This window comes from Hoeflea sp. YIM 152468 (assembly GCF_029210485.1).
In the GTDB taxonomy this organism is placed as follows: Bacteria; Pseudomonadota; Alphaproteobacteria; order Rhizobiales; family Rhizobiaceae; genus Hoeflea.
Genome location: NZ_JARGET010000011.1, coordinates 200,826 through 222,029, shown reverse-complemented (window position 1 = coordinate 222,029; position 21,204 = coordinate 200,826). Strand labels below are relative to the sequence as shown.

General features: G+C 62.4%; 22 protein-coding genes. 10 read left to right on the top strand and 12 right to left on the bottom strand.

Annotation, left to right across the window (positions count from 1 at the left end; all coding sequences use genetic code 11):
* Nucleotides 1-231 precede the first annotated feature (231 nt).
* The 7 genes from cimA to PZ897_RS06170 all read right to left on the bottom strand — a co-directional run bounded on the left by cimA (nt 232) and on the right by PZ897_RS06170 (nt 7,302).
* Nucleotides 232-1,848, bottom strand: a complete 1,617-nt coding sequence (cimA, locus tag PZ897_RS06200; RefSeq protein ID WP_275750859.1) for a citramalate synthase — start codon at nt 1,846-1,848, stop codon at nt 232-234.
* A gap of 162 nt (nt 1,849-2,010) precedes the next feature.
* Nucleotides 2,011-2,973 carry a prolyl aminopeptidase gene (pip, locus tag PZ897_RS06195; protein WP_275750857.1) on the bottom strand — a complete coding sequence of 321 codons (963 nt, stop codon included), beginning with the start codon at nt 2,971-2,973 and terminating at the stop codon, nt 2,011-2,013.
* A 120-nt stretch (nt 2,974-3,093) separates the two neighbouring features.
* On the bottom strand, nt 3,094-3,591 hold the full coding sequence (locus PZ897_RS06190; protein WP_275750855.1) for a GFA family protein: 498 nt from the start codon (nt 3,589-3,591) through the stop codon (nt 3,094-3,096).
* Nucleotides 3,584-3,955 carry an endonuclease domain-containing protein gene (locus tag PZ897_RS06185; protein WP_275750854.1) on the bottom strand — a complete coding sequence of 124 codons (372 nt, stop codon included), beginning with the start codon at nt 3,953-3,955 and terminating at the stop codon, nt 3,584-3,586. The genes PZ897_RS06190 and PZ897_RS06185 overlap by 8 nt, the downstream gene beginning before the upstream one ends.
* 287 nt (nt 3,956-4,242) lie before the next feature.
* A complete protein-coding gene (gene cysS, locus PZ897_RS06180; RefSeq protein WP_275750852.1) occupies nt 4,243-5,703 on the bottom strand; it encodes a cysteine--tRNA ligase in 1,461 nt (486 codons plus the stop codon).
* A gap of 194 nt (nt 5,704-5,897) precedes the next feature.
* Nucleotides 5,898-6,521 carry a LysE/ArgO family amino acid transporter gene (locus PZ897_RS06175; protein ID WP_275750850.1) on the bottom strand — a complete coding sequence of 208 codons (624 nt, stop codon included), beginning with the start codon at nt 6,519-6,521 and terminating at the stop codon, nt 5,898-5,900.
* Between the two features lie 4 nt (nt 6,522-6,525).
* Nucleotides 6,526-7,302 carry an SOS response-associated peptidase gene (locus tag PZ897_RS06170; protein ID WP_275750848.1) on the bottom strand — a complete coding sequence of 259 codons (777 nt, stop codon included), beginning with the start codon at nt 7,300-7,302 and terminating at the stop codon, nt 6,526-6,528.
* 168 nt (nt 7,303-7,470) lie between these two features.
* Between PZ897_RS06170 and PZ897_RS06165 the strand changes: the two genes are divergently transcribed.
* The 10 genes from PZ897_RS06165 (at nt 7,471) to PZ897_RS06120 (ending at nt 14,966) form a co-directional block, all read left to right on the top strand.
* Nucleotides 7,471-7,929: an NUDIX hydrolase gene (locus tag PZ897_RS06165; RefSeq protein WP_275750847.1), complete on the top strand. Its 459-nt coding sequence runs from the start codon at nt 7,471-7,473 to the stop codon at nt 7,927-7,929.
* A gap of 31 nt (nt 7,930-7,960) precedes the next feature.
* Nucleotides 7,961-8,509: a TIGR02301 family protein gene (locus tag PZ897_RS06160; protein ID WP_343217444.1), complete on the top strand. Its 549-nt coding sequence runs from the start codon at nt 7,961-7,963 to the stop codon at nt 8,507-8,509.
* A 92-nt stretch (nt 8,510-8,601) separates the two neighbouring features.
* A complete protein-coding gene (locus PZ897_RS06155; protein ID WP_275750845.1) occupies nt 8,602-8,871 on the top strand; it encodes a hypothetical protein in 270 nt (89 codons plus the stop codon).
* 18 nt (nt 8,872-8,889) lie between these two features.
* Complete coding sequence (locus tag PZ897_RS06150; RefSeq protein WP_275750844.1) at nt 8,890-9,645, top strand: hypothetical protein; 756 nt, start codon at nt 8,890-8,892, stop codon at nt 9,643-9,645.
* Nucleotides 9,646-9,744: 99 nt separating this feature from the next.
* Nucleotides 9,745-10,605 (top strand): folate-binding protein, encoded by an 861-nt coding sequence (locus PZ897_RS06145; protein WP_275750842.1) that lies wholly within the window; start codon nt 9,745-9,747, stop codon nt 10,603-10,605.
* A gap of 42 nt (nt 10,606-10,647) precedes the next feature.
* Entirely contained in the window at nt 10,648-11,223 is a 576-nt protein-coding gene (locus PZ897_RS06140; protein WP_275751031.1) for an HD family hydrolase, read from the top strand.
* A gap of 3 nt (nt 11,224-11,226) precedes the next feature.
* Entirely contained in the window at nt 11,227-11,802 is a 576-nt protein-coding gene (locus PZ897_RS06135) for a tyrosine phosphatase family protein (protein ID WP_275750840.1), read from the top strand.
* Nucleotides 11,803-11,809: 7 nt separating this feature from the next.
* Complete coding sequence (locus PZ897_RS06130; RefSeq protein ID WP_275750838.1) at nt 11,810-12,814, top strand: NAD regulator; 1,005 nt, start codon at nt 11,810-11,812, stop codon at nt 12,812-12,814.
* A 320-nt stretch (nt 12,815-13,134) separates the two neighbouring features.
* Nucleotides 13,135-14,388, top strand: coding sequence for a PQQ-dependent sugar dehydrogenase (locus tag PZ897_RS06125; protein WP_275750836.1), 1,254 nt, complete (start codon nt 13,135-13,137; stop codon nt 14,386-14,388).
* Between the two features lie 8 nt (nt 14,389-14,396).
* On the top strand, nt 14,397-14,966 hold the full coding sequence (locus tag PZ897_RS06120; protein WP_275750835.1) for a c-type cytochrome: 570 nt from the start codon (nt 14,397-14,399) through the stop codon (nt 14,964-14,966).
* An 81-nt stretch (nt 14,967-15,047) separates the two neighbouring features.
* Here PZ897_RS06120 and PZ897_RS06115 read toward each other — a convergent pair whose 3' ends face one another.
* The 5 genes from PZ897_RS06115 to nadA form a co-directional block, all read right to left on the bottom strand.
* The gene (locus tag PZ897_RS06115; RefSeq protein WP_275750833.1) at nt 15,048-16,382 is read right to left on the bottom strand and encodes a Gfo/Idh/MocA family oxidoreductase; all 1,335 of its coding nucleotides are present in this window, start codon (nt 16,380-16,382) and stop codon (nt 15,048-15,050) included.
* A 79-nt stretch (nt 16,383-16,461) separates the two neighbouring features.
* Nucleotides 16,462-17,355, bottom strand: a complete 894-nt coding sequence (locus PZ897_RS06110; protein ID WP_275750831.1) for a DMT family transporter — start codon at nt 17,353-17,355, stop codon at nt 16,462-16,464.
* Nucleotides 17,356-17,501: 146 nt separating this feature from the next.
* Nucleotides 17,502-18,341: a carboxylating nicotinate-nucleotide diphosphorylase gene (gene nadC / locus PZ897_RS06105; RefSeq protein ID WP_275751029.1), complete on the bottom strand. Its 840-nt coding sequence runs from the start codon at nt 18,339-18,341 to the stop codon at nt 17,502-17,504.
* Nucleotides 18,342-18,380: 39 nt separating this feature from the next.
* On the bottom strand, nt 18,381-19,973 hold the full coding sequence (locus tag PZ897_RS06100; protein ID WP_275750829.1) for an L-aspartate oxidase: 1,593 nt from the start codon (nt 19,971-19,973) through the stop codon (nt 18,381-18,383).
* A gap of 54 nt (nt 19,974-20,027) precedes the next feature.
* The gene (nadA, locus tag PZ897_RS06095) at nt 20,028-21,107 is read right to left on the bottom strand and encodes a quinolinate synthase NadA (RefSeq protein WP_275750827.1); all 1,080 of its coding nucleotides are present in this window, start codon (nt 21,105-21,107) and stop codon (nt 20,028-20,030) included.
* Nucleotides 21,108-21,204 lie beyond the last annotated feature (97 nt).

Genomic DNA, 21,204 nt, shown 5'->3' with positions numbered 1-21,204 from the left:
GGTGGCCTCCCCGGTGCGGGAGGTTGCTTCACGACCACAGCGCCGCGTATCCAACAGGATGCGCAAAGAACGCTCTATCCCCTTGAATCAAGGCATGTGCGGTGTCGTTCAAATGAATCCATTCGAACCCGACATGCATTAGCTTTGCCGCTCCGGCAACGCAACGGCGCGGACACGATCAATCCATCACAAAGCTTGATGCATCGCGTCTTGTGCGAGCCTTCGCCCGGATCATTCCGCTGCAACCCTGCCCGCCAGATCGCGGTTTTTCATCAGCTTGAAGACAATCGAATCCATCAGCGCCTGGAACGAGGCGTCGATGATATTGTCCGAAACGCCAACCGTCCACCAGCGGGCGCCGTCACCGTCAGCCGATTCAATCAGCACCCGGGTGATCGCCTCGGTGCCGCCATTGAGGATACGCACCTTGTAGTCGACCAGTTCCAGATCGCTGATCTCGAGCTGATACACGCCGAGATCCTTGCGCAGCGCGATGTCGAGCGCGTTGACCGGACCATGGCCTTCGGCCACGGACATCATGTCCTGGCCATCGACCACCAGCTTGACCACGGCTTCCGAGACGGTCGTGATCTGTCCCATCGCATTGAACCGGCGCTCGACCATGACCCGGAAACTGGTCACTGAAAAGAACTCCGGCACCCGCCCAAGCGTGCGGTGCGCCAGAAGCTCGAAGCTCGCGTCGGCGCCCTCATAGGCGTAGCCGGTGGCCTCGCGCTCCTTGACGATGCCGATCAGGCGATCGAGTTTCGGATCATCCTTTGCCACCTCGATGCCGCGCCGTTTGAGCGCGTTGATGAAGTTGGACTTGCCGCCTTGATCGGACACCATCACCTTGCGGAAATTGCCGACGCTTTCGGGCGGCACGTGCTCATAGGTGCGCGGGTCCTTCAGCAGCGCCGAGGCGTGAATGCCCGCCTTGGTGGCGAAGGCCGAGGCACCGACATACGGCGACTGCGTCGGCGGCGAGCGGTTGAGCAGTTCGTCAAACGCATGGCTGAGGCCGGTCAGGGTTTCGAGGCTTTCCGGCGGGATGCCGGTTGCAAACCGCTCCGAAAACACGGGTTTGAGCATGAGTGTCGGAATCAGCGTGACCAGATTGGCGTTGCCGCAACGCTCGCCGATCCCGTTGAGCGTGCCCTGGATCTGGCGCACGCCGGCTTCCACCGCCGCCAGGGAATTGGCCACCGCCTGACCTGTGTCATTGTGGGCATGAATGCCGAGCCGGTCGCCCGGGATACCTTCGGCAATCAGCGACGTCACGATGGCGCGAATTTCTGCCGGCTGGGTGCCGCCATTGGTATCGCACAGCACGATCCAGCGCGCCCCTGCCTCGAAGGCAACCCTTGCGCAGGCGACAGCATAGGCGCGGTTGGCCTTGTAGCCATCGAAGAAATGCTCGCAGTCGACCAGCGCCTCCTTGCCCGCACCGATGACGGCCTCTACCGACTCCGAGATCGAAGCCAGATTTTCCTCGTTGGTACAGCCGAGCGCCACCTTCACATGGTAATCCCAGCTCTTGGCGACCAGGCAGACAGCATCGCCCGACGCCTGGATCAGGCCGGCAAGCCCGGGATCATTCGAAACCGAGACACCGGCCCGCTTGACCATGCCGAAGGCAACGAAGGAGGCCCGCTTCGTCCGCGCTTGCGAAAAGAAGCCGGTATCGGTCGGGTTGGCGCCGGGATAGCCGCCCTCGACATAATCGAGGCCCAGATCATCCAGCATTCTGGCAATCGCAATCTTGTCCTCGACGGAAAAATCGATGCCCGGCGTCTGCTGACCGTCTCTCAGCGTGGTGTCGAACAGGTAGATGCGCTCTCTGGTCATAAGGTCATTCCGGAGTTGACGGGAGGCTTCCCCCCCTTTGTCGTCGCCGCCGGCATCTCCCCCGCAAAGGGAGAGATTACGCCCGCGGCATTTGCTGAAATTGATCTTCCCGCTTGCGGGGGAGAGGTCACGAAGTGACAATAGCGGCTGCGGCCCAGGCCCTCACGCATCCCGTTTCTCCGCAAACCTGTCCGTCGCGCGGATCAGCTGGTCGAGGATGGCCGGCTCTGAAAAGGCGTGCCCGGCCCCTTCGATCAGATGAAAGTCGGCGCGCGGCCAGGCCTTGTGCAATTGCCAGGCGATCCGCGCCGGGCACGGCATGTCGTAGCGGCCGTGGACGATCACGCCGTCAATGCCCGAGAGCCTGTGCGCGTCGCGCAGCAATTGCCCCTCTTCCAGCCAGCCGCCATGGACGAAGAAATGGTTCTCGATCCGGGCAAAAGCCAGCGCGAACCGGTCCTCGTGAAACTTGTCGCTGGTCGAAGGCTCCGGCAACAGCGTGATGGTCTCGCCCTCCCAGCCGCTCCAGGCCCTGGCAGCAGCCATCTGCTGGTCGGAGTCGTCGCCGATCAGCCGCTTGCGATAGGCCCCCATCAGGTCGCCGCGTTCGGCTTGAGGGATCGGCGCCAGAAACCGCTCCCATTTGTCGGGAAACATTTCCGAGACACCAAACTGATAATACCAGTCGAGTTCGGCCCTGGTCAGCGTGTAGATGCCGCGCAGCACCAGTTCGGAGACCTGCGCCGGATGGGTCTCGGCATAGGCCAGCGCCAGGGTCGAGCCCCAGGAACCGCCGAACACCAGCCATTGCTCGAACCCGGCCATTTTGCGCAATCGCTCGATGTCGGCGACCAGATCCCAGGTGGTGTTGGTCTCAAGCGAGGCAAACGGCGTCGAGCGGCCGCAGCCGCGCTGGTCAAACAGGATCACGTCATAAAGCGCCGGATCGAACAGCCGCCGGTGCACCGGAGCAAAGCCACCGCCCGGCCCGCCATGCAGGAACACCGCAGGTTTGGCGCCCCGGGTGCCGACCCGCTCCCAATAGACCTGATGCCCGTCGCCGGTATCGAGAAATCCGCTCTCGAACGGCTCGATTTCCGGGTAAAGTGTACGCAACCTGCTCATGTTTTCAGCTCCAATTGACCCAGACGCCAACCCCGATGATGACTGCCGCCACCACGACGCCCTTGCCGATCAGCCCGTAAAGCAGCCATTTCGGCATTTCGGTTCCGGGCTTGCGCTCACTCATGGCTTGCGCTCCGGCGGCCAGGTTTCGGTGTCATGGTCGGGGTGCTGATAACTGACCAGCGTTTTGAGAAAACTGACCGCCTCCGGATCTTCCAGCGTCTTCCGCTCGGGCAGCGCCGGAATGCCGTCGCACCAGATCCGCTTGGCCTCGACGCCATAGGCAATCACCGGCGGCACGCAGTCGGGATCGTCAAACGCCAGCACCGTCAGCGCCAGCCCGTCGGGCGCATCATAGGCCAGCGGCGTTCCGCACTGGTTGCAAAACCCGCGCCGCACCGCGCTGGAGCTGTGAAACCAGGAGGGCGCGCCACGGGTCCATTCAAGGCTCGCGCCGCCCACAGACACCAGCGCCAGCGCAGGGCTTGCCGCCGCCTTCTGGCACATCCGGCAATAGCACACCGACGAGGTGCCGGGCGCTCCGGTGAGCCGGAACCGAACCGCACCACATTGGCAGCCGCCGGAAAGGGTGGAAGTTTGCACTTGCCGCTTAGTCATCGAGATACCTGCTGATGGCTTTTTCAACTTCGAGAAACACGTGGTCTTCGGCATCAATCAAGTCCGCATTGTCGAATCTGAGCACTGTGTAGCCCTGATCCGTCATCCACGCATCACGTACCCTGTCATGGGCACGGCCCCGGTCGGTCTCGTGGCTGTCGCCATCCACTTCGATAACGATTTTTTTCGACAGCCACGCGAAATCGACGATATAGGGCCCGATCGGCGTCTCACGTCTAAAGCGCGCGCCGCGAGGACGGAAATCACGCAGCAGATTCCACATTCTTGCCTCAGCGGTTGTCAGTTCCGTGCGGAGTTTCTTGGCCCTCTCGCGGGTTTTCGGCGTGATGTTGGAATGGGGCATGGCTCAAGTTCCCCGCTGAACCGAAATCGGGTCGGAAAAAGGCCCCTCCCCAACCCCTCCCCACAAGGGGGAGGGGCTAGCCAGCCTGGCCATCCGAGCCAGCCACAAATCTTCCAAACAAGAGGCGGCAGCAAAGGCTTGAAACCACCTGGGGCGAGATCTGAGCTGGAATCCATACTCCGGTCCACCCCCACATACGGGCTCGGGACTGGGCAGACTCTCGCTGCGTCGAGCCCCTCCCCCTTGTGGGGAGGGGTTGGGGAGGGGTCTGTTTCCAAACGCATCCCTCACCGCTTGACCTCCCAGGTTGTCACCCGCTCGCCGGTCTCGGGATCCTTGCCGTCCTTGAGCTGAATGCCCTGGGCAAGCAGCTCGTCACGAATCCTGTCGGCCTCGGCCCAGTTCTTGGCGGCGATAAAGGCGAGGCGATGATTAACAGCGGTCTTTACCTTCTCGCTGTCAATATTACCCATACGAATATGTTCGAAGGATATCAGTCCCAGCAGTCGAAGGAAGGCGAAGACCTCTCGACCAATATTAGGGCCTCCTGAATTCAGCATCTGGTTGACCTTCCCGATAGCATTCGGTGTGTTGAGATCATCCCCCAGAACTTCGATCAGATGCTGTGGCGGGAATTCACGTTCCCATTCTTTCCTCTGCCATTCTTGCGTCTCAAATCCTGCACGTCCGGGAATTTCTCGAAGCCATTTTTCGAAGATTGCCTCCGCCTCCTTCAGCCTATTCACACTGAAATCGATCGGCTCGCGGTAATGCGTCATCAGCATCGCCAGCCGCAGCACCTCGCCGCGCCATCTGCGGCCGCCGAATTTGTCGGTATCGAGCAATTCGGCGATGGTGACGAAGTTGCCCTCGGATTTCGACATCTTCCTGCCTTCGACCTGCAGGAAGCCGTTGTGCATCCACAGATTGGCCATCCGCTTGGTGCCGTGGGCGCAGCAGGACTGGGCGATTTCGTTCTCGTGGTGCGGGAAGATCAGGTCGAGCCCGCCGCCGTGGATGTCGAACGTCTCGCCCAGATGATGCTCGCTCATCACCGAGCATTCGATGTGCCAGCCGGGCCGGCCGTGGATGGCGACAGTTTCGCCGGCCTCGGTGAAGACGCCGTCCCAGCCCGGCTCGTCGGCGGCCGATTCCTTCCACAGCACGAAATCCGCCGGATTGCGCTTGTGATCCTCCACCGCGATGCGGGCGCCGGCCTGCTGGTCTTCAAGCTTGCGGTTGGACAGTTTGCCGTAGTCCGGCATCGAGGTGACCGCAAACAGCACTTCGCGCCCCTCGCGGCCGGAGGTGACATAGGCGTTGCCCTTGTCGATCAGCGTCTGGATCATTTTGATCATGCCGTCGATATGGGCGGTGGCGCGCGGCTCGTGCGTCGGCTCAAGGCAGCCGAGTGCGGCAGCGTCCTTGTGGAACCGTTCGGCGGTCTTTTCGGTGACCCTGGCGATCGCCTCGTTGAGCGGCAGATCGGGATAATCGCGCAGCGCCCGGGCGTTGATCTTGTCGTCCACGTCGGTGATGTTGCGCACATAGGTGACGTGATCCTCGCCATAGACATGGCGGAGCAGCCGAAACAGCACATCAAACACGATCACTGGCCGGGCATTGCCGATATGGGCGAAATCATAGACCGTCGGGCCGCAGACATACATCCGCACATTGTCCGGATCGATCGGCGTAAACTCTTCCTTGGCCCGCGTCAGCGTGTTCCAGAATTTGAGTTCGGTCATGTGAGCTCCCCGATGCCGGCACCCTGGCCCGGGTCGTTTGTCCTGTTTGGGAGAAGAAGACGAAAACGGCCGAGCCAGCGAAGCGCTAGCGAATAATGATGCCGCAAATGCAGGTGGCGCGCGCGCCGTGTGCCGTTTTCATGCTGGTCTTATCCCTGATTGAACCCGCCCGGTCAAGACAGGAACCACTGCTTTCAACCTGTGAAGAACCGGTAGAGCAGCGACAGAGACAGCGCCGCCATCACCCAAGCGATCAGCCCGTCGAGCACCCGCCAGGCGGAAGGCCGGGCAAACAGCGGCTCCAGCACCCGCGCGCCATAGCCCAGCCCGAAAAACCACAGGAACGACGCCGACATCGCTCCGATGGCAAAGGCCAGTCGTGCGGTGCCCTGATAACGCCCGCTCAATCCGCCAACCAGGAGCACGGTGTCGAGATAGACATGCGGGTTGAGGAAGGTGAAGGCGAGACAGGTCAGCACCGCTGCCTTGAGTGATCCCGGTCCGGATTGCGCCGCCTCAAGCCCCGACGGCGAGATCGCCCGTCTGAACGCCAGAACCGCATAGACCGCCAGGAATGCGGCGCCGCCCAACGTCACCACAGCAATCAGGATCCGCGATCCGGAAATGATCGCGCCAAGCCCGGCGACACCCAGCCCGATCAGCACCGCATCCGACAGCGCGCAGATCAGGCACAGGATGAACACATGCTGCCGGAGCAACCCCTGGCGCAGAATGAAGGCGTTCTGCGCGCCGATGGCGATGATCAGCGAGCCGCCGAGCAGCAGGCCGGCGATGGCGGGAGCGAAAAATGGTGTCATCGGGTCAGAACAACTTCAACTGGCCAGAGGCAGGCGGCGGCGCTTTGGCTTTGCCAGCCGGCTTGGCCGGCTCGGTGTCACCGGAGGCAGGCTCCTGCACCTCGGGACCGCTGTTTGCAACCTTGTTGACCAGATCGGAGACCCGGACAGCCTCGAAAAAATCATCTGGCGCCGGCGCCATCAGGTCGCTCACATGGCGCGGCTCCTGGTTGAGGCAATCAAGCCAGCGGGAGAAATCCTGCGGCTGGATCACCACCGGCATCCGGTCATGCACCCGCGCTATCATCGCATTCGCCGAGACGGTCAGAATGGCCGTGGTGTCGATCTCGGCCCCGTCGGCGCTCATATAGGTTTCCATCAACCCGCCGAAGGCGACGATGCCGCCCTGCTTCGGGGTAATCCAGTAGGCTGCGGATTTTTCCTTCGAGCCTTTGGGCGGGCGCTGCCATTCGTAAAATCCCGACGCCGCGATCAGCACCCGCCGGTGCCGCATGGCGGCGCGAAACGAGGCTTTCTCGGCCGCTGTTTCAGAGCGCGCATTGATCAGCAGTGGAAACTCCGTCGGGTCCTTGACCCAGCCCGGCAAGAACCCCCAGCGCGCCAGCAGCGCCCGGCGGTCGGTGCGGTTGTCGCCCTCAGGGCGGCGGCGATCGCCGGCAATGATCAGGATCGGCTGCGTCGGCGCAATATTGTAGCGCGGCGGGAAATCCTCGATCTCCTCGAGACCGAACAGTTCCTGCACCTCATCAGGCGTCGCTGTCAGTGAAAACCGTCCACACATCGCCAATCCATGCCGCAGGATGGTGGAGCGGTCAAGCAAGGACCGGCCGGGCCATGCCGGCTGGATGTCCGGACGCTTGCGCGTACACCAGGCCTTTACGGGGTTGCTGCCAGATGGAAACTCCGCACAGTACCGATTCGTGACACACAGCATCGCAGGTGGCAGGCAATGAGCAGTCAACAGGACATCGTCGAGAGTGGACCGGCACTGGCGGTCTCGGTCGCGCTTGAGCGCGACGGCAAATATCTGCTGGTGCTGCGCGCCAATCCGCCTGCCCAGAACATGTATGCCTTCCCCGGCGGGCGCGTCGATCCCGGTGAGACACTGGAAGCCGCCGCCTTGCGTGAACTGGAAGAGGAAACCGGGTTGAAAGCGCTCAATCCAAGGGTCTTCGCCACGTTCGATCTGCCGGTGAGAGAGCCCGATGGCTCCTTGTCTTCGCACTTCCTGCTGACGGTCTTCCTCGCCGACGACGCAGGCGGAGAGCCGCAGGCGCTTGATGACGCCCTGGAAGTCGGCTGGTTCACCCCCGACGAGATTCGCCGCCTCAATGCGCCCGACAGCATGACCACCTGTATGGAAATGCTCGGGACCGGCCTGCCCAAGGCAGACACCAGCGCCAGCTAGCTGTGGGGCAGCATCTGGGCCTCAAGCAAATGTGAAGCAGCTTGATTGGTGCTGGCGTCAGCGCTTCCTGCCCAACGCGATGATCCTGAAACAGTGCACGCACCGCGATGCGGGATTTCATCAGGCAAGGTCTTGGTGTAAGGGAACTTTCATGTCGCGCTGCCTTGTCCTGTTCCTGACCCTCCTCGTGCCGCTGATCCTGGTCAGCGCACAGCAACCTGCCGCGGCGCAGACTGCTGTGGAGGATGTCCTGGCAGTTGCGCCGGACCTGCCGCCGCCGCCCTATGAGGAGCGCCTGTTGCGTCTTGCCGAGATTATCGGCTCGATCCAGTATCTGCGCAATCTGTGCAACCCCGACGGCGAAACCGGCTGGCGCGAGAGCATGCAGGCTCTGCTCGACAGCGAAACCGCAGGCGAAGAACGAAGGCGCGAGCAGCTCACCGCTGGATACAACCGCGGCTTTCGCACCTTCGCCTCGGTATACACCGATTGCACCGCCGCCGCTCTGGTGGCGGAGGAGCGATACCGTCGCGAAGCTGCAACACTCATCACTGAAATTGTTGCCCGCTATGGAAATTGAAGGTTTGTTAACCGATATCGTCGCAGCCCCGTGCCGAAACGGCTCAAGCCGTGCTAGGGTGTTAATGATATGGTAAGTAAAAGTTGGTTCGCATGACACATTTCACTCCCCACACGCCCGACGAACTTGATGACCTGATCATCCAGGAAAAGCTCCAGGTGGCGCTTGAGCTGCAGCATGATGCCTGGGCTGAAAGCGCTGCTGACGGCATCGAGCCGGAGATTATCGCCGACGCTGCGATGATCACCGCGATTCGCGAGACGGTCCGCGCTCTGGGCGAGCATCAGGCAGAAGCTTTGGTCGAATCGCTTAGAGGGCGCATTCTCGCGGGTGAGTTTTCGCCCGAGCGCATTCTGCAATAGGATTGCACGGGGAGACACGTGGGCGACAGATGCAAACGCAGATTTCGAACCGGCGATAGGATTGTCGCATCGGCCCTGGCGCTGACTGGCCTTCTCCCCCTCCCGCAAGCGTCGGCCCTGAGCGAGCTCAAGCCGGTCGAAACGCCGGCCTCCGACGTCGAGCAAGGCCCCGCCCTGCCACCGCTTGAAGGGCCACTGCTTGGCACCGACGGCGGCCTGCCCGCACCCGATCCGATGATCCGGACGACACCCGACAGCGCCGATGAAACAACCTCCCCCGACCTCCTGGACAGCCAAGCTGCCGGCGCGGTAGAAATTCTCACGGATCCGGCGCAATTGCCCGAGCCGGCGCAACGCATGCGTGAGCTGATACTTGCAGCCGCGGCCACCGGCGATCTCGAAAAGCTCCGCCCGTTGCTCGGCACGGGTCCGGGCGCCACACAATTGGCGTTTGCCGAACTCGACGCCGATGCGGTGGATTATCTGCGCTCGACCTCCGGCGATGGCGAGGGCCACGAAATCCTGGCCATTCTCATTGACCTGCTCAACACCGGTTTTGTCCGCATCGACGCCGGTAAGCCGACCGAGACCTATGTCTGGCCCTATTTTGCCGCCCTGCCGCTTGCCGGCCTGTCTCCACCACAAAAGGTCGAGTTACTGCGGCTGGTGACTGCCGGCGATGTCGAGGACATGAAGGCGTACGGCGCCTATAATTTTTTCCGTGTCGGCATTTCCCCCGAAGGCGATTGGCGCTTCTTCATGGCCGGAGACTGACGCGGGACGACCGGCAAACCTGGCAGCGGCCCTTGCCCGCCGCTCCGCAAGCGCCTACCTATCGTTCTGTCATTGTCAGATCCATCCGGAGTAAATCCTGTGCCAGCTCTCGTTCTCAACGACCGGAAAATCGTGCATGTCGATGGCGCGGAAGCCGAACATTTTCTGCAAAACCTCATCACCGCGAACATCGAAACGATCACGGCAAAGGATGCCTGGCCTACAGCCCTGCTGACCCCGCAGGGCAAGGTCCTGTTCGACTTCCTGATATCACGGGCCGGAGAGACCGGTTATCACTGCGATATCGCCGCCGATTGCGTCGATGATTTCATCCGCAGGCTGACCCTTTACAAGCTGCGCGCCGCCGTGACCTTTGACGAGCGTGACGATCTCCCGGTCATCGCCGGCTGGGACGGTGCGGCGCCGGTCGATGCTTTGCAGGACAAGCGGTTTCCCGACGACGCCGGCGCCTGGCGGCTCTACGGCAGCGGCGCAGTGCTTGATGCGGAGCGATCTGCCTGGGACACCGTTCGCATCGAAAACAGCGTCGCTGAATTGGGGCATGATTTTGCCGCGTCAGACGTCTTTCCCCATGATATCCTGCTCGACAAGAATGGCGGCGTGGATTTTCGCAAGGGCTGTTATGTCGGCCAGGAGGTTGTCTCGCGCATGCAGCATCGCGGCACCGCCCGGCGGAGAACCGTCACCGTCACCAGCCAGACCGCGCTTCCCGCCTCGGCCGACGCTGCGATCAGCATCATGGCCGGCGACAGGCCGGTCGGCACGCTTGCCTCGGTGGCAGGCAAGGTTGGCCTGGCGATCGTGCGCACCGACCGGGTTGCCGATGCCCTCGCAGGCGACGTTGCATTGACGGTTGCGGGCGCGCCGGTCACCCTGACATTTCCCCAATGGACCGGCTTGTCCTTCGGCACGGACGACGAAACCCCAGCGGACGCCTGACCGGTGGCCTCGTCGGACACCGCTCCGCGCGCCTGGCAGCGCATGCTCTCCGGCCGCCGGCTCGACCTGCTCGATCCGTCGCCGCTCGACGTCGAGATTTCCGACATCGCCCAGGGGCTGGCGCGGGTCGCCCGCTGGAACGGACAGACCCGCGGCGATCATGCCTTCTCGGTGGCGCAGCATTCCTTGATGGTCGAGCAGATTGTCCGTCGTCTGACCAACGCACCGCCACAGACGCTGCAACTGGCGCTTTTGCACGACGCACCCGAATATGTCATCGGCGACATGATCTCACCCTTCAAGGCGGTTGTCGGCGGTGGCTACAAGACCGTCGAAGCCCGTCTGGAAGCAGCCATCCATATCCGTTTCGGCCTTCCTCCTGTCGTGCCGAAAACCCTCGTGGCGCTGATCAAGCGGGCTGACCGGATCGCTGCCTATTTCGAGGCGACCGAACTGGCGGGCTTCAGTGATGCCGAGGCGCGGGCCTTTTTCGGCCCGCCACGCGGCATCAGCCATGATATGCTCGATGTCATTCCCCGCCCCGCCGCGGAAGTTGAAGCCATCTTCCTGCAGCGCTTCGAGATGATCGAACAGCTGCGCAGTGCCAAGGCGAGCTGAACCATGTCCTACATTGTCGTCTGCCGCCTCAACCAGATCGCCGAAACCGCGGCTTTTCACGGCGCCCGCGAAATGGTCAGCCTGCTGGCGCAAAATCAGAGTTTCGACCGCCCCGGTGTCATCGATGAGAATCGGCATCTCAAGCTCGCGCTCAACGACATTGCCGAAAGCCGGCCGGGTCTCACCGCACCGGGCGAGGCTCACGTCGAGCGGCTGATCAACTTTGCCAGAACCTGGGATCAGCGTGCGCCGCTGGTGGTCCATTGCTGGCTCGGGATCTCGCGATCTCCGGCCGCGGCAGCGATCACAGCGCTGACCGTCGAGCCCGACCAGGACGACATGGCGCTGGCCGAGCGGCTCAGAGCCGCATCGCCCTTCGTCACGCCGAACGCCCGGCTGATCGAAATCGGCGATTGTATGCTCAATCGCGGTGGAAACCTGGTCCGCGCCATCAAGGCCATTGGCCGTGGCGCCGACACGTTCGAAGGTGGCGAGTTCCCGTTCGCGGTTCGCACCGGCGACCTGCTTCCCGAAACGGGCGCGCTCCGGCTGCGAACCGGACCAGCCGGAAGAGACTGACATCGTCATGGAGTCTCACGTCACCGCACCCGACGACATCCCGCCGCTGCGCATCGGGCTCGACGCGGCAATCGTGGCGGTTGCCAACCAGACGCCGCGCATTCTCGCCGTGCCGCCCACCCCCGGCGAGGCCGCAGCCGACGGCCTTCCGTTCGGTCCCTTCGATCCGGCGCGGCACCGGACATTCGAGGCCAGCCTGCGCGCCAGCGTCGAAAGCCAGACGGCGCTCAATCTGGGCTATGTCGAGCAGCTCTACACCTTCGGCGACCGGGGCCGGCACATGCGCTCCGACGAGGCGCGCGACGGCGGCAGCCCGCACCTGGTGTCCGTGGGCTATCTGGCGCTGACCCGGGCCGACGCCGAAAATCCCGAAGCGCTGCACGCAACCGGCGCCCGCTGGCACGACTGGTATCAGCTGTTCCCTTGGGAGGACTGGCGCGACGGCCGCCCGGACATGCTCGATGCGGCGATCCTGCCCAGACTGATGCACTGGGCCGGTGAGACTGCCGGCCAGGCTCACCCCCCCAGTCGTCAGGCGCGAATCCGCCTCGCCTTCGGTCTCAATGATTTCCCCTGGGACGAGGAACGCGTTGTCGACCGCTATGAACTTCTCTATGAGGCCGGGCTGGTGGCCGAAGCGGTCGCCGACAAGCGGGTCTTCTCCACCGGGCTTGCGGTGCCGCTCGGGCGCGCCATGCGCTTTGACCACCGCCGCATCGCCGCCACCGCCGTGCAGCGGCTGCGCGCCAAGATCAAGTACCGCCCGGTGATTTTCGAACTGATGCCGCCCGCATTCACTTTGACGGAATTGCAGACAACAGTGGAAGCCATCTCCGGCCGCCATCTGCACAAGCAGAATTTCCGCCGGCTGGTGGAAGGCGCCGAACTGGTCGAGCCCACCGGCGCATCCAGCTCCGCCACCGGCGGCCGCCCCGCAGCCCTTTATCGCTTTCGCGCCAAGATCCTCGAGGAACGACCGGCGCCCGGATTGAGATTGGGCGGGCGGGCGTAGCCAGCCCGCACCGGCCACACCGCCTGCGGGATCTGCTGCGCGCCGCCTTGCAAAACGCTGGCTTCGGACCCGGCCGGCAAGGCTGGCGCACAACCATTTGGTCGCTGTATTGGCGAGCCTGAATTGCTCAACCCCAAGCGCCCGATAATGACGCAGAAGCAACGCCAAGACGATTATCTTCAAATCACAAATAGCCGTAAAAAGAGTGCTGAAACAAATAGCTTCCAATAGAGTGCACCAATGTTAACATGGCCCCGTCGGCATGAGTGCCGGCAGCCGCTTCTGGGAGGGAGAGGCTCACGAAACTGGAGGAGTAGAGTATGACAAAGCTGTTTCTCTTTACGGCAGTTGGCGCGATGATGGCTTCAACTGCCCTGGCCCAAACCGCAAACGTGCCCAGCAACCTTGAAAAGCTCTCGGGCTTCAAGACCACCGGTGTCACCGATTTCACCTTCATTGAACAAACCGGCGATTATGCCGATGGCATCAAGCGGACCCTTGAACGCATCACCCTGCCCGATGGTTTCAAGATCGAATTGTACGCAGTCGTACCCGACGCCCGCCACATGGCCGTCGGCCCGCAGGGCATCGTCACCATCGTCGGAACCCGCAAGGACAAGGTCTGGTCTGTCACCGACCGCAACAAGGACCGTGTTGCCGACGAGGTAAAGGACTTTGCCCCGTCACTGACATTTTCGATTCCGAACGGTCCGTGTTTCTCCAAGGACGGATTTCTCTACATCGCCGAGCAGAACCGGGTGCTGCTGTTTCCGGCTGCCGAGTTCTTCTATGAAAGCCCGGATGTCGCAGCCTTCAACCTGGTGGCGCAAGGCGATCTGATCCCGGCCGATCAGGAAAGCTTCAACCACACCGCCCGGGTCTGCAAGATCGGACCGGATGGCAAGATCTACATCTCGCTTGGACAGCCGTTCAACGTCGCCCCGCCAGAAAACCTGGAAACCAACACCAAGTGGGGCATTGGCGGCATCATCCGCATGAACACCGATGGCACCGGCCGTGAAGTCTACACCTATGGCATCCGCAACTCTGTCGGCCACGACTTCCACCCGACCACGGGTGACCTGTGGTTCACCGACAACCAGGTCGACGGCATGGGAGATGACATCCCCCCTGGTGAACTCAACCACCAGACCGCCATGGGCCAGCATTTTGGACACCCGTGGTTTGGCGGCGGCGACACGCGCACCACCGAGTACGCCGGTCAGGAGGTGCCGGTGGAGGTCGTCATGCCGGCTGTTGCAACGGTTGCGCATGCGGCTGATCTTGGCATGACCTTCTACACCGGCAATCAATTCCCCGCCAAGTACAAGAACGCCATCTTCTCCGCACAGCACGGCTCCTGGAACCGGACAACGCCGGTTGGCGCCCGCGTCATGGTCACCACCATCGATGACGAGGGCAATGCGACGATGGAGCCTTTCGCCGAAGGCTGGATCGACGAGAACGGCGAGTATCTCGGCCGCCCCGTCGACGTGGCGCAACTGCACGATGGCTCTATCCTGGTGTCGGACGATTTGGCCGGCGCACTCTACCGGATCAGTTACGACAAATGAGAACGGCGATGCTTTTGGGTCTCGGCGGGCTTCTGCTCGCCGGGACTTCCCTTGCCCAGGACACAGTGGGCGGCGACCCCGTCGCCGGCAAGACAATCGCCGGCCAATGCAGAACCTGCCACGGCCTGGATGGCTATGCGAAAATTCCGATCGCGCCGCATATCGGCGGCGAACCGGGCTCCTATATCCGCAATCAGTTGACCGCGTTTCGCGACGGCACCAGGGTGCACGAAATGATGTCGGTGGTGGCAAAGATGCTGACCGATCAGCAAATCGCCGATCTCGCGGCCTGGTATTCATCCCATCAGGCGACAGCGACGCTGACAGCCGATCCGTCCGGCGCGCCAGAGGCCTGCACAGCCTGTCATGGGGTAGACGGCATTGCCGTGGTCGAGGATGCACCCAACCTGGCTGGCGAAACCAACATCTACATCGACACCCAACTCAAGGCCTTCCGTCTCGGCAAACGCAGCCACGAGGTGATGAATGCGGTGGCGGCCGAGATGAGCGATGCGGAGATCCGCGCCGCTGCCGACTGGTACGGCAGCGTCAGGCTCGACATCACCATGGCGAAATAGACGCTCTGAGCCCCGTCCGCGCGAAATCCGCGAGGAACTTCTGACGCAGGCGGGGCTCAGTTGATGCGCCCGGAAACAGGCTTACAGCAGCCCTTCCATCCACTTTCGCAGTTTGTAGGCCGTTGTTGTCTGGTCGATCTCGACATCATCAAAGCGGATCGGCTCCCCATCGGCGATGGCGCGTTTGAGCGTGACGTCGTGCGCCAGCCCAAGCGGCAAATAGCCCGCCGCGACCGAGACCTTTGCCGGGCGCAGGCCGCCGGTCACCGTGTAGCCACCCTCCCCGTCAAGAATCTCGCCGGCGGCCAGATCGCGTTTGGCGATGGCGGCAACATCGCCGTTGAGAGTTCTGGCGACGCCGGTCGGCTCGCCGCGCAAGCCGACAGAGGCGACCGAGACCGGCAGTTCAAGCCCGATCAGATGCCAGCGCTTGTACAGCGACGAGTAGCGGCCGCTGTCATCGGTCTTGACCGTGTATTCCTGAAAGCAGTTGCGCAAATAGTCTGTCTCGCCTTCGAAGACCACCCAGACGCCCTGCCTGATGTCGTAAGGCACCGGCTGTCCCTCGCGCGTCAGCGAAGACGCGACCTCGACCATTCCCTTCTGTTCCAGGAACCCGCCTTCGGATTTCGGCCGCATGATATTGGCCAGATCCTCGGCGCCGCCGACCGGAAACTGCAAGCCGTTGGTCGGCACCAGCAGACCGGCGGCATTGGCGATCGCCGCCGATTCAATCGCCGGCTTGGAGCCGTCCAGAAACGAGTTGAACATCTTTGGATTGAGCCGTCCGCGCTCGGCGGCTTGGCGGCTGACACCCCAATGGTCCCATACCGTCTCCGGCGTCGATTTGCGGAATTCGGGCAGCCATTTGTGCCCACGTCCCGCAGCCACCACGGTGAAGCCGCAGGTCCGCGCCCAGTCGATGAGATCACAGGTCAGCGCCGGCTGGTCGCCATAGGCCATCGAATAGATCACCCCGGCCTCCTCGGCTTTCCGCGTCAGCGCATAGCCGCAAAATGCATCCGCCTCAACGGTGACATTGATGACATGCTTGCCGTGTCCAAAGGCGTCCAGGATATGATCGATCGCCGCAACCGGCGCGCCGGTGCATTCGATGATGATGTCGATTGCCGGATGGGCAACAAGCGCCTGCCAGTCATCACCGACATGGGTGCTGCCCTTGGCTGCCGCCTGGTCGAGCGATGGGGCGGAGAACCGCTCCGGCTCCCAGCCGACAAACTCCATGTTCGACCGGGCATTTGCCGGCGACAGGTCCGCCACGCCGATCAGATGGATGCCCGGAAGCTTGCGCACCTGCGACAGGAACATCGTGCCGAACTTTCCGGCGCCGATCATCCCGACCCGGATCGGCTCGCCGCTCTCGGCGCGTTTGCCCAACAGTGAAAAAAGATTCATATCGCTTTTGCCTCCCTTGCCGCCTGCATGCCTGCGCAGCGGCTGTTTTGAACGGCAATCCTCCAGATTGCAAAACCCGTTATGCCTCGCCCAGCTGCCGGCCTCGCCAGAAAATGAACAGTCCGGAAACAACAATCAACCCGGACCCAACCAACATCGCAAGGTCCAGTTGCTCGCCGAACACCACGAGCCCGATCGCTGTGCCGAACAGAAGCCGTGAATATCTGAACGGGGTCACGGCAGACACCTCTCCGGTCCGCATGGCCTTCATCAGGCAGGCATAGGCCGTCGCGCCTGCCACGACAGCGGCCAGCACGTAGAGGGAAGTCTCGATGCTCGGCTGCACGAAAGGCACCGCCTCCCAGACCGAGAACAATCCGCCGGCAACGACAATCGACAGAAATCCGTACAATCCGAGCAGGGTCGTGCTCAGAGCGGCGGGTGCGGCGCGGCTGGCCAGATCCCGTCCGGCAAATCCAAGCATCCCGATCACGGCCAGCAAAGACAGCACGGAAAAACCATCCGTCCCCGGCTGGACAATGACCACAACCCCGGCCAGGCCGACACAAATGGCGGTCCATCTGCGCCATCCCACCTTTTCACCGAATATCAGGGCCGCACCAGCGACCACGACCAGAGGCGTGGCCTGCAGAATCACGGTTGCCGCCGACAGCGGGATCAGCGACAGGGCAAGCACGTAGAACAACCGGCCAAAAATCTCGAAGATCACGCGAATACACATCGGCCGTGAGACGACATCGGCAATGAACAGCGGTTCCTTGTTGACGAGCGCGATAAAGGCGAAGATCGCGGCTCCGCCCAAGCCCAGAATAACGAGAACCTGCCCGACAGGCAGCATCTCGGACGCTGCCTTGAGAAACGAATCTTCAATGGCAAAAATCGCCATCGCCGCGATCATCCAGATACTGCCAAGCAGGTTGGACCTGCGGTCAGTCGCAATGTGAAGTATCACTCATTTTCCAATGCCGGTTGTCACGTCGGCGATGACAAACGCCGTGTCATCCGTTCGTATCGTTGCAAGGCCCAGTCTGTTTGGATTGGTCTCGATCATATGCCAATGCAGGTCTCTACCTATCGCAATCCCGACCACCCGCCGCCTCAGCCGATCGTCATGTCCAGCCCGATATCCAGCGTCGGCGCGGCCATGGTGATCCTGGAGGTCGATATGTAGTCGACACCGGTTTCGGCAATTGCCTTGATGGTGTCAAGATCGACATTGCCCGAGGCTTCAAGCGTCATCCGGCGCCCGCTCATGGAGCTGTTCATCGCCACGGCCTGACGCAACAGGTCCGGACCCATATTGTCGAGCAGGCAGACATCGGCGCCCTCGGCAAGCACGGTTTCGAACTGGTCGAGCGTGTCGACCTCGATCTCGATCTTGACCAGATGCCCGCCGAATGCCTTGGCAGCCTTCAGCGCTTCGACGATCCCGCCGGCAACCGCAATATGATTGTCCTTGATCAGGATTGCATCATCGAGGCCATAGCGATGCGAAGAGCCACCGCCACAGCGCACGGCGTATTTCTCCACGCCGCGCAGACCTGGGATGGTCTTGCGCGTGCAGGTGACCTTGGCGCCGGTGTGGGCGATGGCGTCGGCAAACCGCGCCGTATGGGTGGCAATGCCCGACAGGTGCATGAGGTAATTCAAAGCCACCCGCTCGGCTGACAGCACCCCGCGCGCCGGGCCGGAGATGCGGGCGATCACCGCCCCCGGCTGCACCCGTGCGCCATCGGCAAGCAGCGGCTCGAAGCGGATCGCCGGGTTGATCAGCCGGAACGCGGCTGCCGCCAGCGGCAATCCGGCAAGGATACCCGGCTCGCGGCTGTTTATCTCGGCTGTCGCCTGTTTGTCCGGGCCGATCGTGGCATTGGAGGTGATGTCGCCGGCGCGGCCGAGGTCTTCAAGCAGCGCTGCACGCACCTGGTCCTCGACCATCAACTGCGGCAGTTGGGGAAGAAATGTGTCGGTCAAGTGTCAGTCCTCCAGGAGGTCGGGAATGATGGCATCGGCCTGCTCCAGCGTCAGCAGGGTCCGCCGCTTCCACTCCGCCTGCTCCTCCGGATAGTCGGTGCGGAAATGTCCGCCGCGGCTTTCGATCCGGTTGAGCGCGCAGACCGCAATCAGTTTGGCCGTGGTGATGACATTGTCAAACCTGACCGAATGGCTGTCGCGAGCCAGTTGCAGGATGGTGTCAAGCGCCTCACGCATGCCCGCGCCATCGCGCAGCACACCCAGATGCGCGCTCATCACCTGGCGCAGGGCGACCATGTTGGGGTGATCGTTCTCGGTGAGATATTCGGTGGTCGTCACCGAACCGTCCTGCCACGTCGCCGGTGCATCGGGGCCGATTTCTGCTTTCAGCGCCTCGGCAATGCGGGCCGAGAACACCACTGCTTCCAGAAGCGAGTTCGAGGCCAGCCGGTTGGCGCCGTGCGCACCGGTCGAGGTGCATTCGCCGCAGGCCCAGAAACCGGGAAGCGAGGTCCGGCCATTCACGTCGGTCCAGATGCCGCCCATGAAATAATGGGCCGCCGGAATCACCGGAATCATCTCCCTGGCCGGATCGATGCCGGCCGCCTGGCAATAGCCAAACACGGTGGGAAACTCAGACGCAAAGTCATGAACGGCGGTGCGGCAATCCAGACCCGCGCCCCGGCCCGCCCTGATCTCGGCAAAGATGCCGCGCGCCACCACATCGCGGGGTGCAAGTTCGGCATCCGGATGCAGCGGCAGCATGAAGCGCTCGCCGGCCTTGTTGTGCAGCGTCGCGCCATGGCCGCGCAGCGCTTCGGTGGCCAGCGGCGCCGGGTCCTTGCCAACATTGATCGCGGTGGGGTGAAACTGCACGAATTCCATATCCGCCATCCGCGCCCCGGCCCGCGCCGCCATGCCGATGCCGCCGCCGCGCGCCTCGGTGGGATTGGTCGTCACCTCGTAGAGATGGCCGATACCGCCGGTGGCCATCACCACATTCGATCCGGTGATCCTGTGCGGTTCCGCGCCGCTGCCGGCCTTGTCACGTGCAACCACGCCGGTGACCTGGCCGTTCTCGGCGATCAGATCCTCGACCACATAGCCTTCCAGCACCCGGATCGATGGCGTTTTCCGCACGGCGGCCACCAGCGCTTCCATGATCGCGCGTCCGGCCATGTCGCCCCTGACGCGAACGATGCGGTTTTGCGAATGCGCCGCCTCACGGCTGACCGACAGATGACCCTCGAGATCGCGGTCAAACGGCACGCCATAATCCAGCAGATCATGGATCCGGCCGGAGGCTTCCTTTGCCATGGTGCGGATGATGGCTTCATCGACAATGCCGTCACCGGCAATGATGGTGTCTGTGACGTGGCTTTCAATGGTGTCGCCGGGACCGACTGCGGCGGCAATGCCTGCCTGCGCCCAGGCCGACGAAGCGCCCCGTCCGATCGGTGCGGCTGCCAGCACGGTCACGGCCTTCGGCGCCAGCTTGAGCGCGCAGAACAGCCCGGCAAGCCCGCCGCCGACGATGATCACGGACTCGGGACCTTTGGGCGCGCGCGGCGGTGAATAAAGCGCCAGAGACGTCATGGTTTGCTCCAGCCCCAAAGGCGATCGAGGAGTGAGAGAGTGAGGAGAAAGTCGTCAGTTCTTCATGTTGACCATGCGCTCGACCGCAAGCCGGGCGCGATCGGCGATGGCCGGGTCGATGAGAACTTCCTCGGTCATGAACAGCAGACTGTCGAGGATCTTTGGCAGCGTGATGCGCTTCATGTGCGGGCACAGATTGCACGGCTTGACGAACTCGACGCCTTCGACTTCGCTTTCGATGTTGGAGGCCATCGAGCACTCGGTGACCAGCAGCACCCGCGGTGGCCGCCTGTCCTTGACATAGTTGATCATGCCGGCGGTTGACCCGGAATAATCGCACACCGCAATCACGTCCGGGTGGCACTCGGGATGGCCGATGATCTCGATGGTCGGATCGGCTTCCTTGTAGGCCAGCAGTTCCTCTGCCGTGAAGCGCTCATGCACTTCGCAATGGCCCTTCCAGGTCAGGATCTTCTTCTTGGTCTGCTTGGCGACATTCATCGCCAGATATTCGTCCGGGATGCACAGGATCGTGTCGGACTCAAAACTTTCGCAAATCGCCACGGCATTGGACGAGGTGCAGCAGACATCGGTCTCGGCCTTCACCTCGGCTGACGTATTGACATAGGTCACCACCGGCACGCCGGGATAGCGCTCCTTCAGCAGCCGCACATCGGCGCCGGTGATCGAATCCGACAGCGAACACCCGGCCTTGACGTCGGGGATCAACACGGTCTTGTCCATATTCAACAGTTTCGAGGTCTCGGCCATGAAATGCACGCCGCACTGGATGATGATCTGTTCGTCGACCAGCGTCGCCTCTCGCGCCAGTTGCAGCGAATCACCGGCAATGTCGGCGATGCAATGAAAGATCTCCGGCGTCTGGTAGTTATGCGCCAGAATCGCGGCGCCGCGCTCCTTCTTGAGCCGGTTGATGGCGTGCACATAAGGCGCATAGACCGGCCATTCGATTTCCGGGATATGATGGCGGACTCGCTCGTAAAGATGGGCAGTTTCACGCGCCACGGCAGGCGTGTACGTCAACTCCGGGCGCTCCAGAACGCCGAAACGATCCGCCGCAGTTTGCGCCCGCATCGCAGGCCTGGCGTTCACACTCGTCTCCAACCGGGTCATGGCAACCCTCCCGTAAATCCAGTTATGCTCAATGTGAGCATAACGGTCTCAACAAGAAACCGGTGATGCCCCTGAGAACACCACATAAAACTTTGTT

Coding starts and splice junctions, on each gene's coding strand:
- cimA (WP_275750859.1), bottom strand. CDS start 1,848: ATGACCAGAGAGCGCATCTACCTGTTCGACACCACGCTGAGAGACGGT.
- pip (WP_275750857.1), bottom strand. CDS start 2,973: ATGAGCAGGTTGCGTACACTTTACCCGGAAATCGAGCCGTTCGAGAGC.
- PZ897_RS06190 (WP_275750855.1), bottom strand. CDS start 3,591: ATGACTAAGCGGCAAGTGCAAACTTCCACCCTTTCCGGCGGCTGCCAA.
- PZ897_RS06185 (WP_275750854.1), bottom strand. CDS start 3,955: ATGCCCCATTCCAACATCACGCCGAAAACCCGCGAGAGGGCCAAGAAA.
- cysS (WP_275750852.1), bottom strand. CDS start 5,703: ATGACCGAACTCAAATTCTGGAACACGCTGACGCGGGCCAAGGAAGAG.
- PZ897_RS06175 (WP_275750850.1), bottom strand. CDS start 6,521: ATGACACCATTTTTCGCTCCCGCCATCGCCGGCCTGCTGCTCGGCGGC.
- PZ897_RS06170 (WP_275750848.1), bottom strand. CDS start 7,302: ATGTGTGGACGGTTTTCACTGACAGCGACGCCTGATGAGGTGCAGGAA.
- PZ897_RS06165 (WP_275750847.1), top strand. CDS start 7,471: ATGAGCAGTCAACAGGACATCGTCGAGAGTGGACCGGCACTGGCGGTC.
- PZ897_RS06155 (WP_275750845.1), top strand. CDS start 8,602: ATGACACATTTCACTCCCCACACGCCCGACGAACTTGATGACCTGATC.
- PZ897_RS06140 (WP_275751031.1), top strand. CDS start 10,648: ATGCTCTCCGGCCGCCGGCTCGACCTGCTCGATCCGTCGCCGCTCGAC.
- PZ897_RS06135 (WP_275750840.1), top strand. CDS start 11,227: ATGTCCTACATTGTCGTCTGCCGCCTCAACCAGATCGCCGAAACCGCG.
- PZ897_RS06130 (WP_275750838.1), top strand. CDS start 11,810: ATGGAGTCTCACGTCACCGCACCCGACGACATCCCGCCGCTGCGCATC.
- PZ897_RS06125 (WP_275750836.1), top strand. CDS start 13,135: ATGACAAAGCTGTTTCTCTTTACGGCAGTTGGCGCGATGATGGCTTCA.
- PZ897_RS06120 (WP_275750835.1), top strand. CDS start 14,397: ATGCTTTTGGGTCTCGGCGGGCTTCTGCTCGCCGGGACTTCCCTTGCC.
- PZ897_RS06115 (WP_275750833.1), bottom strand. CDS start 16,382: ATGAATCTTTTTTCACTGTTGGGCAAACGCGCCGAGAGCGGCGAGCCG.
- nadC (WP_275751029.1), bottom strand. CDS start 18,341: ATGGTCGAGGACCAGGTGCGTGCAGCGCTGCTTGAAGACCTCGGCCGC.
- PZ897_RS06100 (WP_275750829.1), bottom strand. CDS start 19,973: ATGACGTCTCTGGCGCTTTATTCACCGCCGCGCGCGCCCAAAGGTCCC.
- nadA (WP_275750827.1), bottom strand. CDS start 21,107: ATGACCCGGTTGGAGACGAGTGTGAACGCCAGGCCTGCGATGCGGGCG.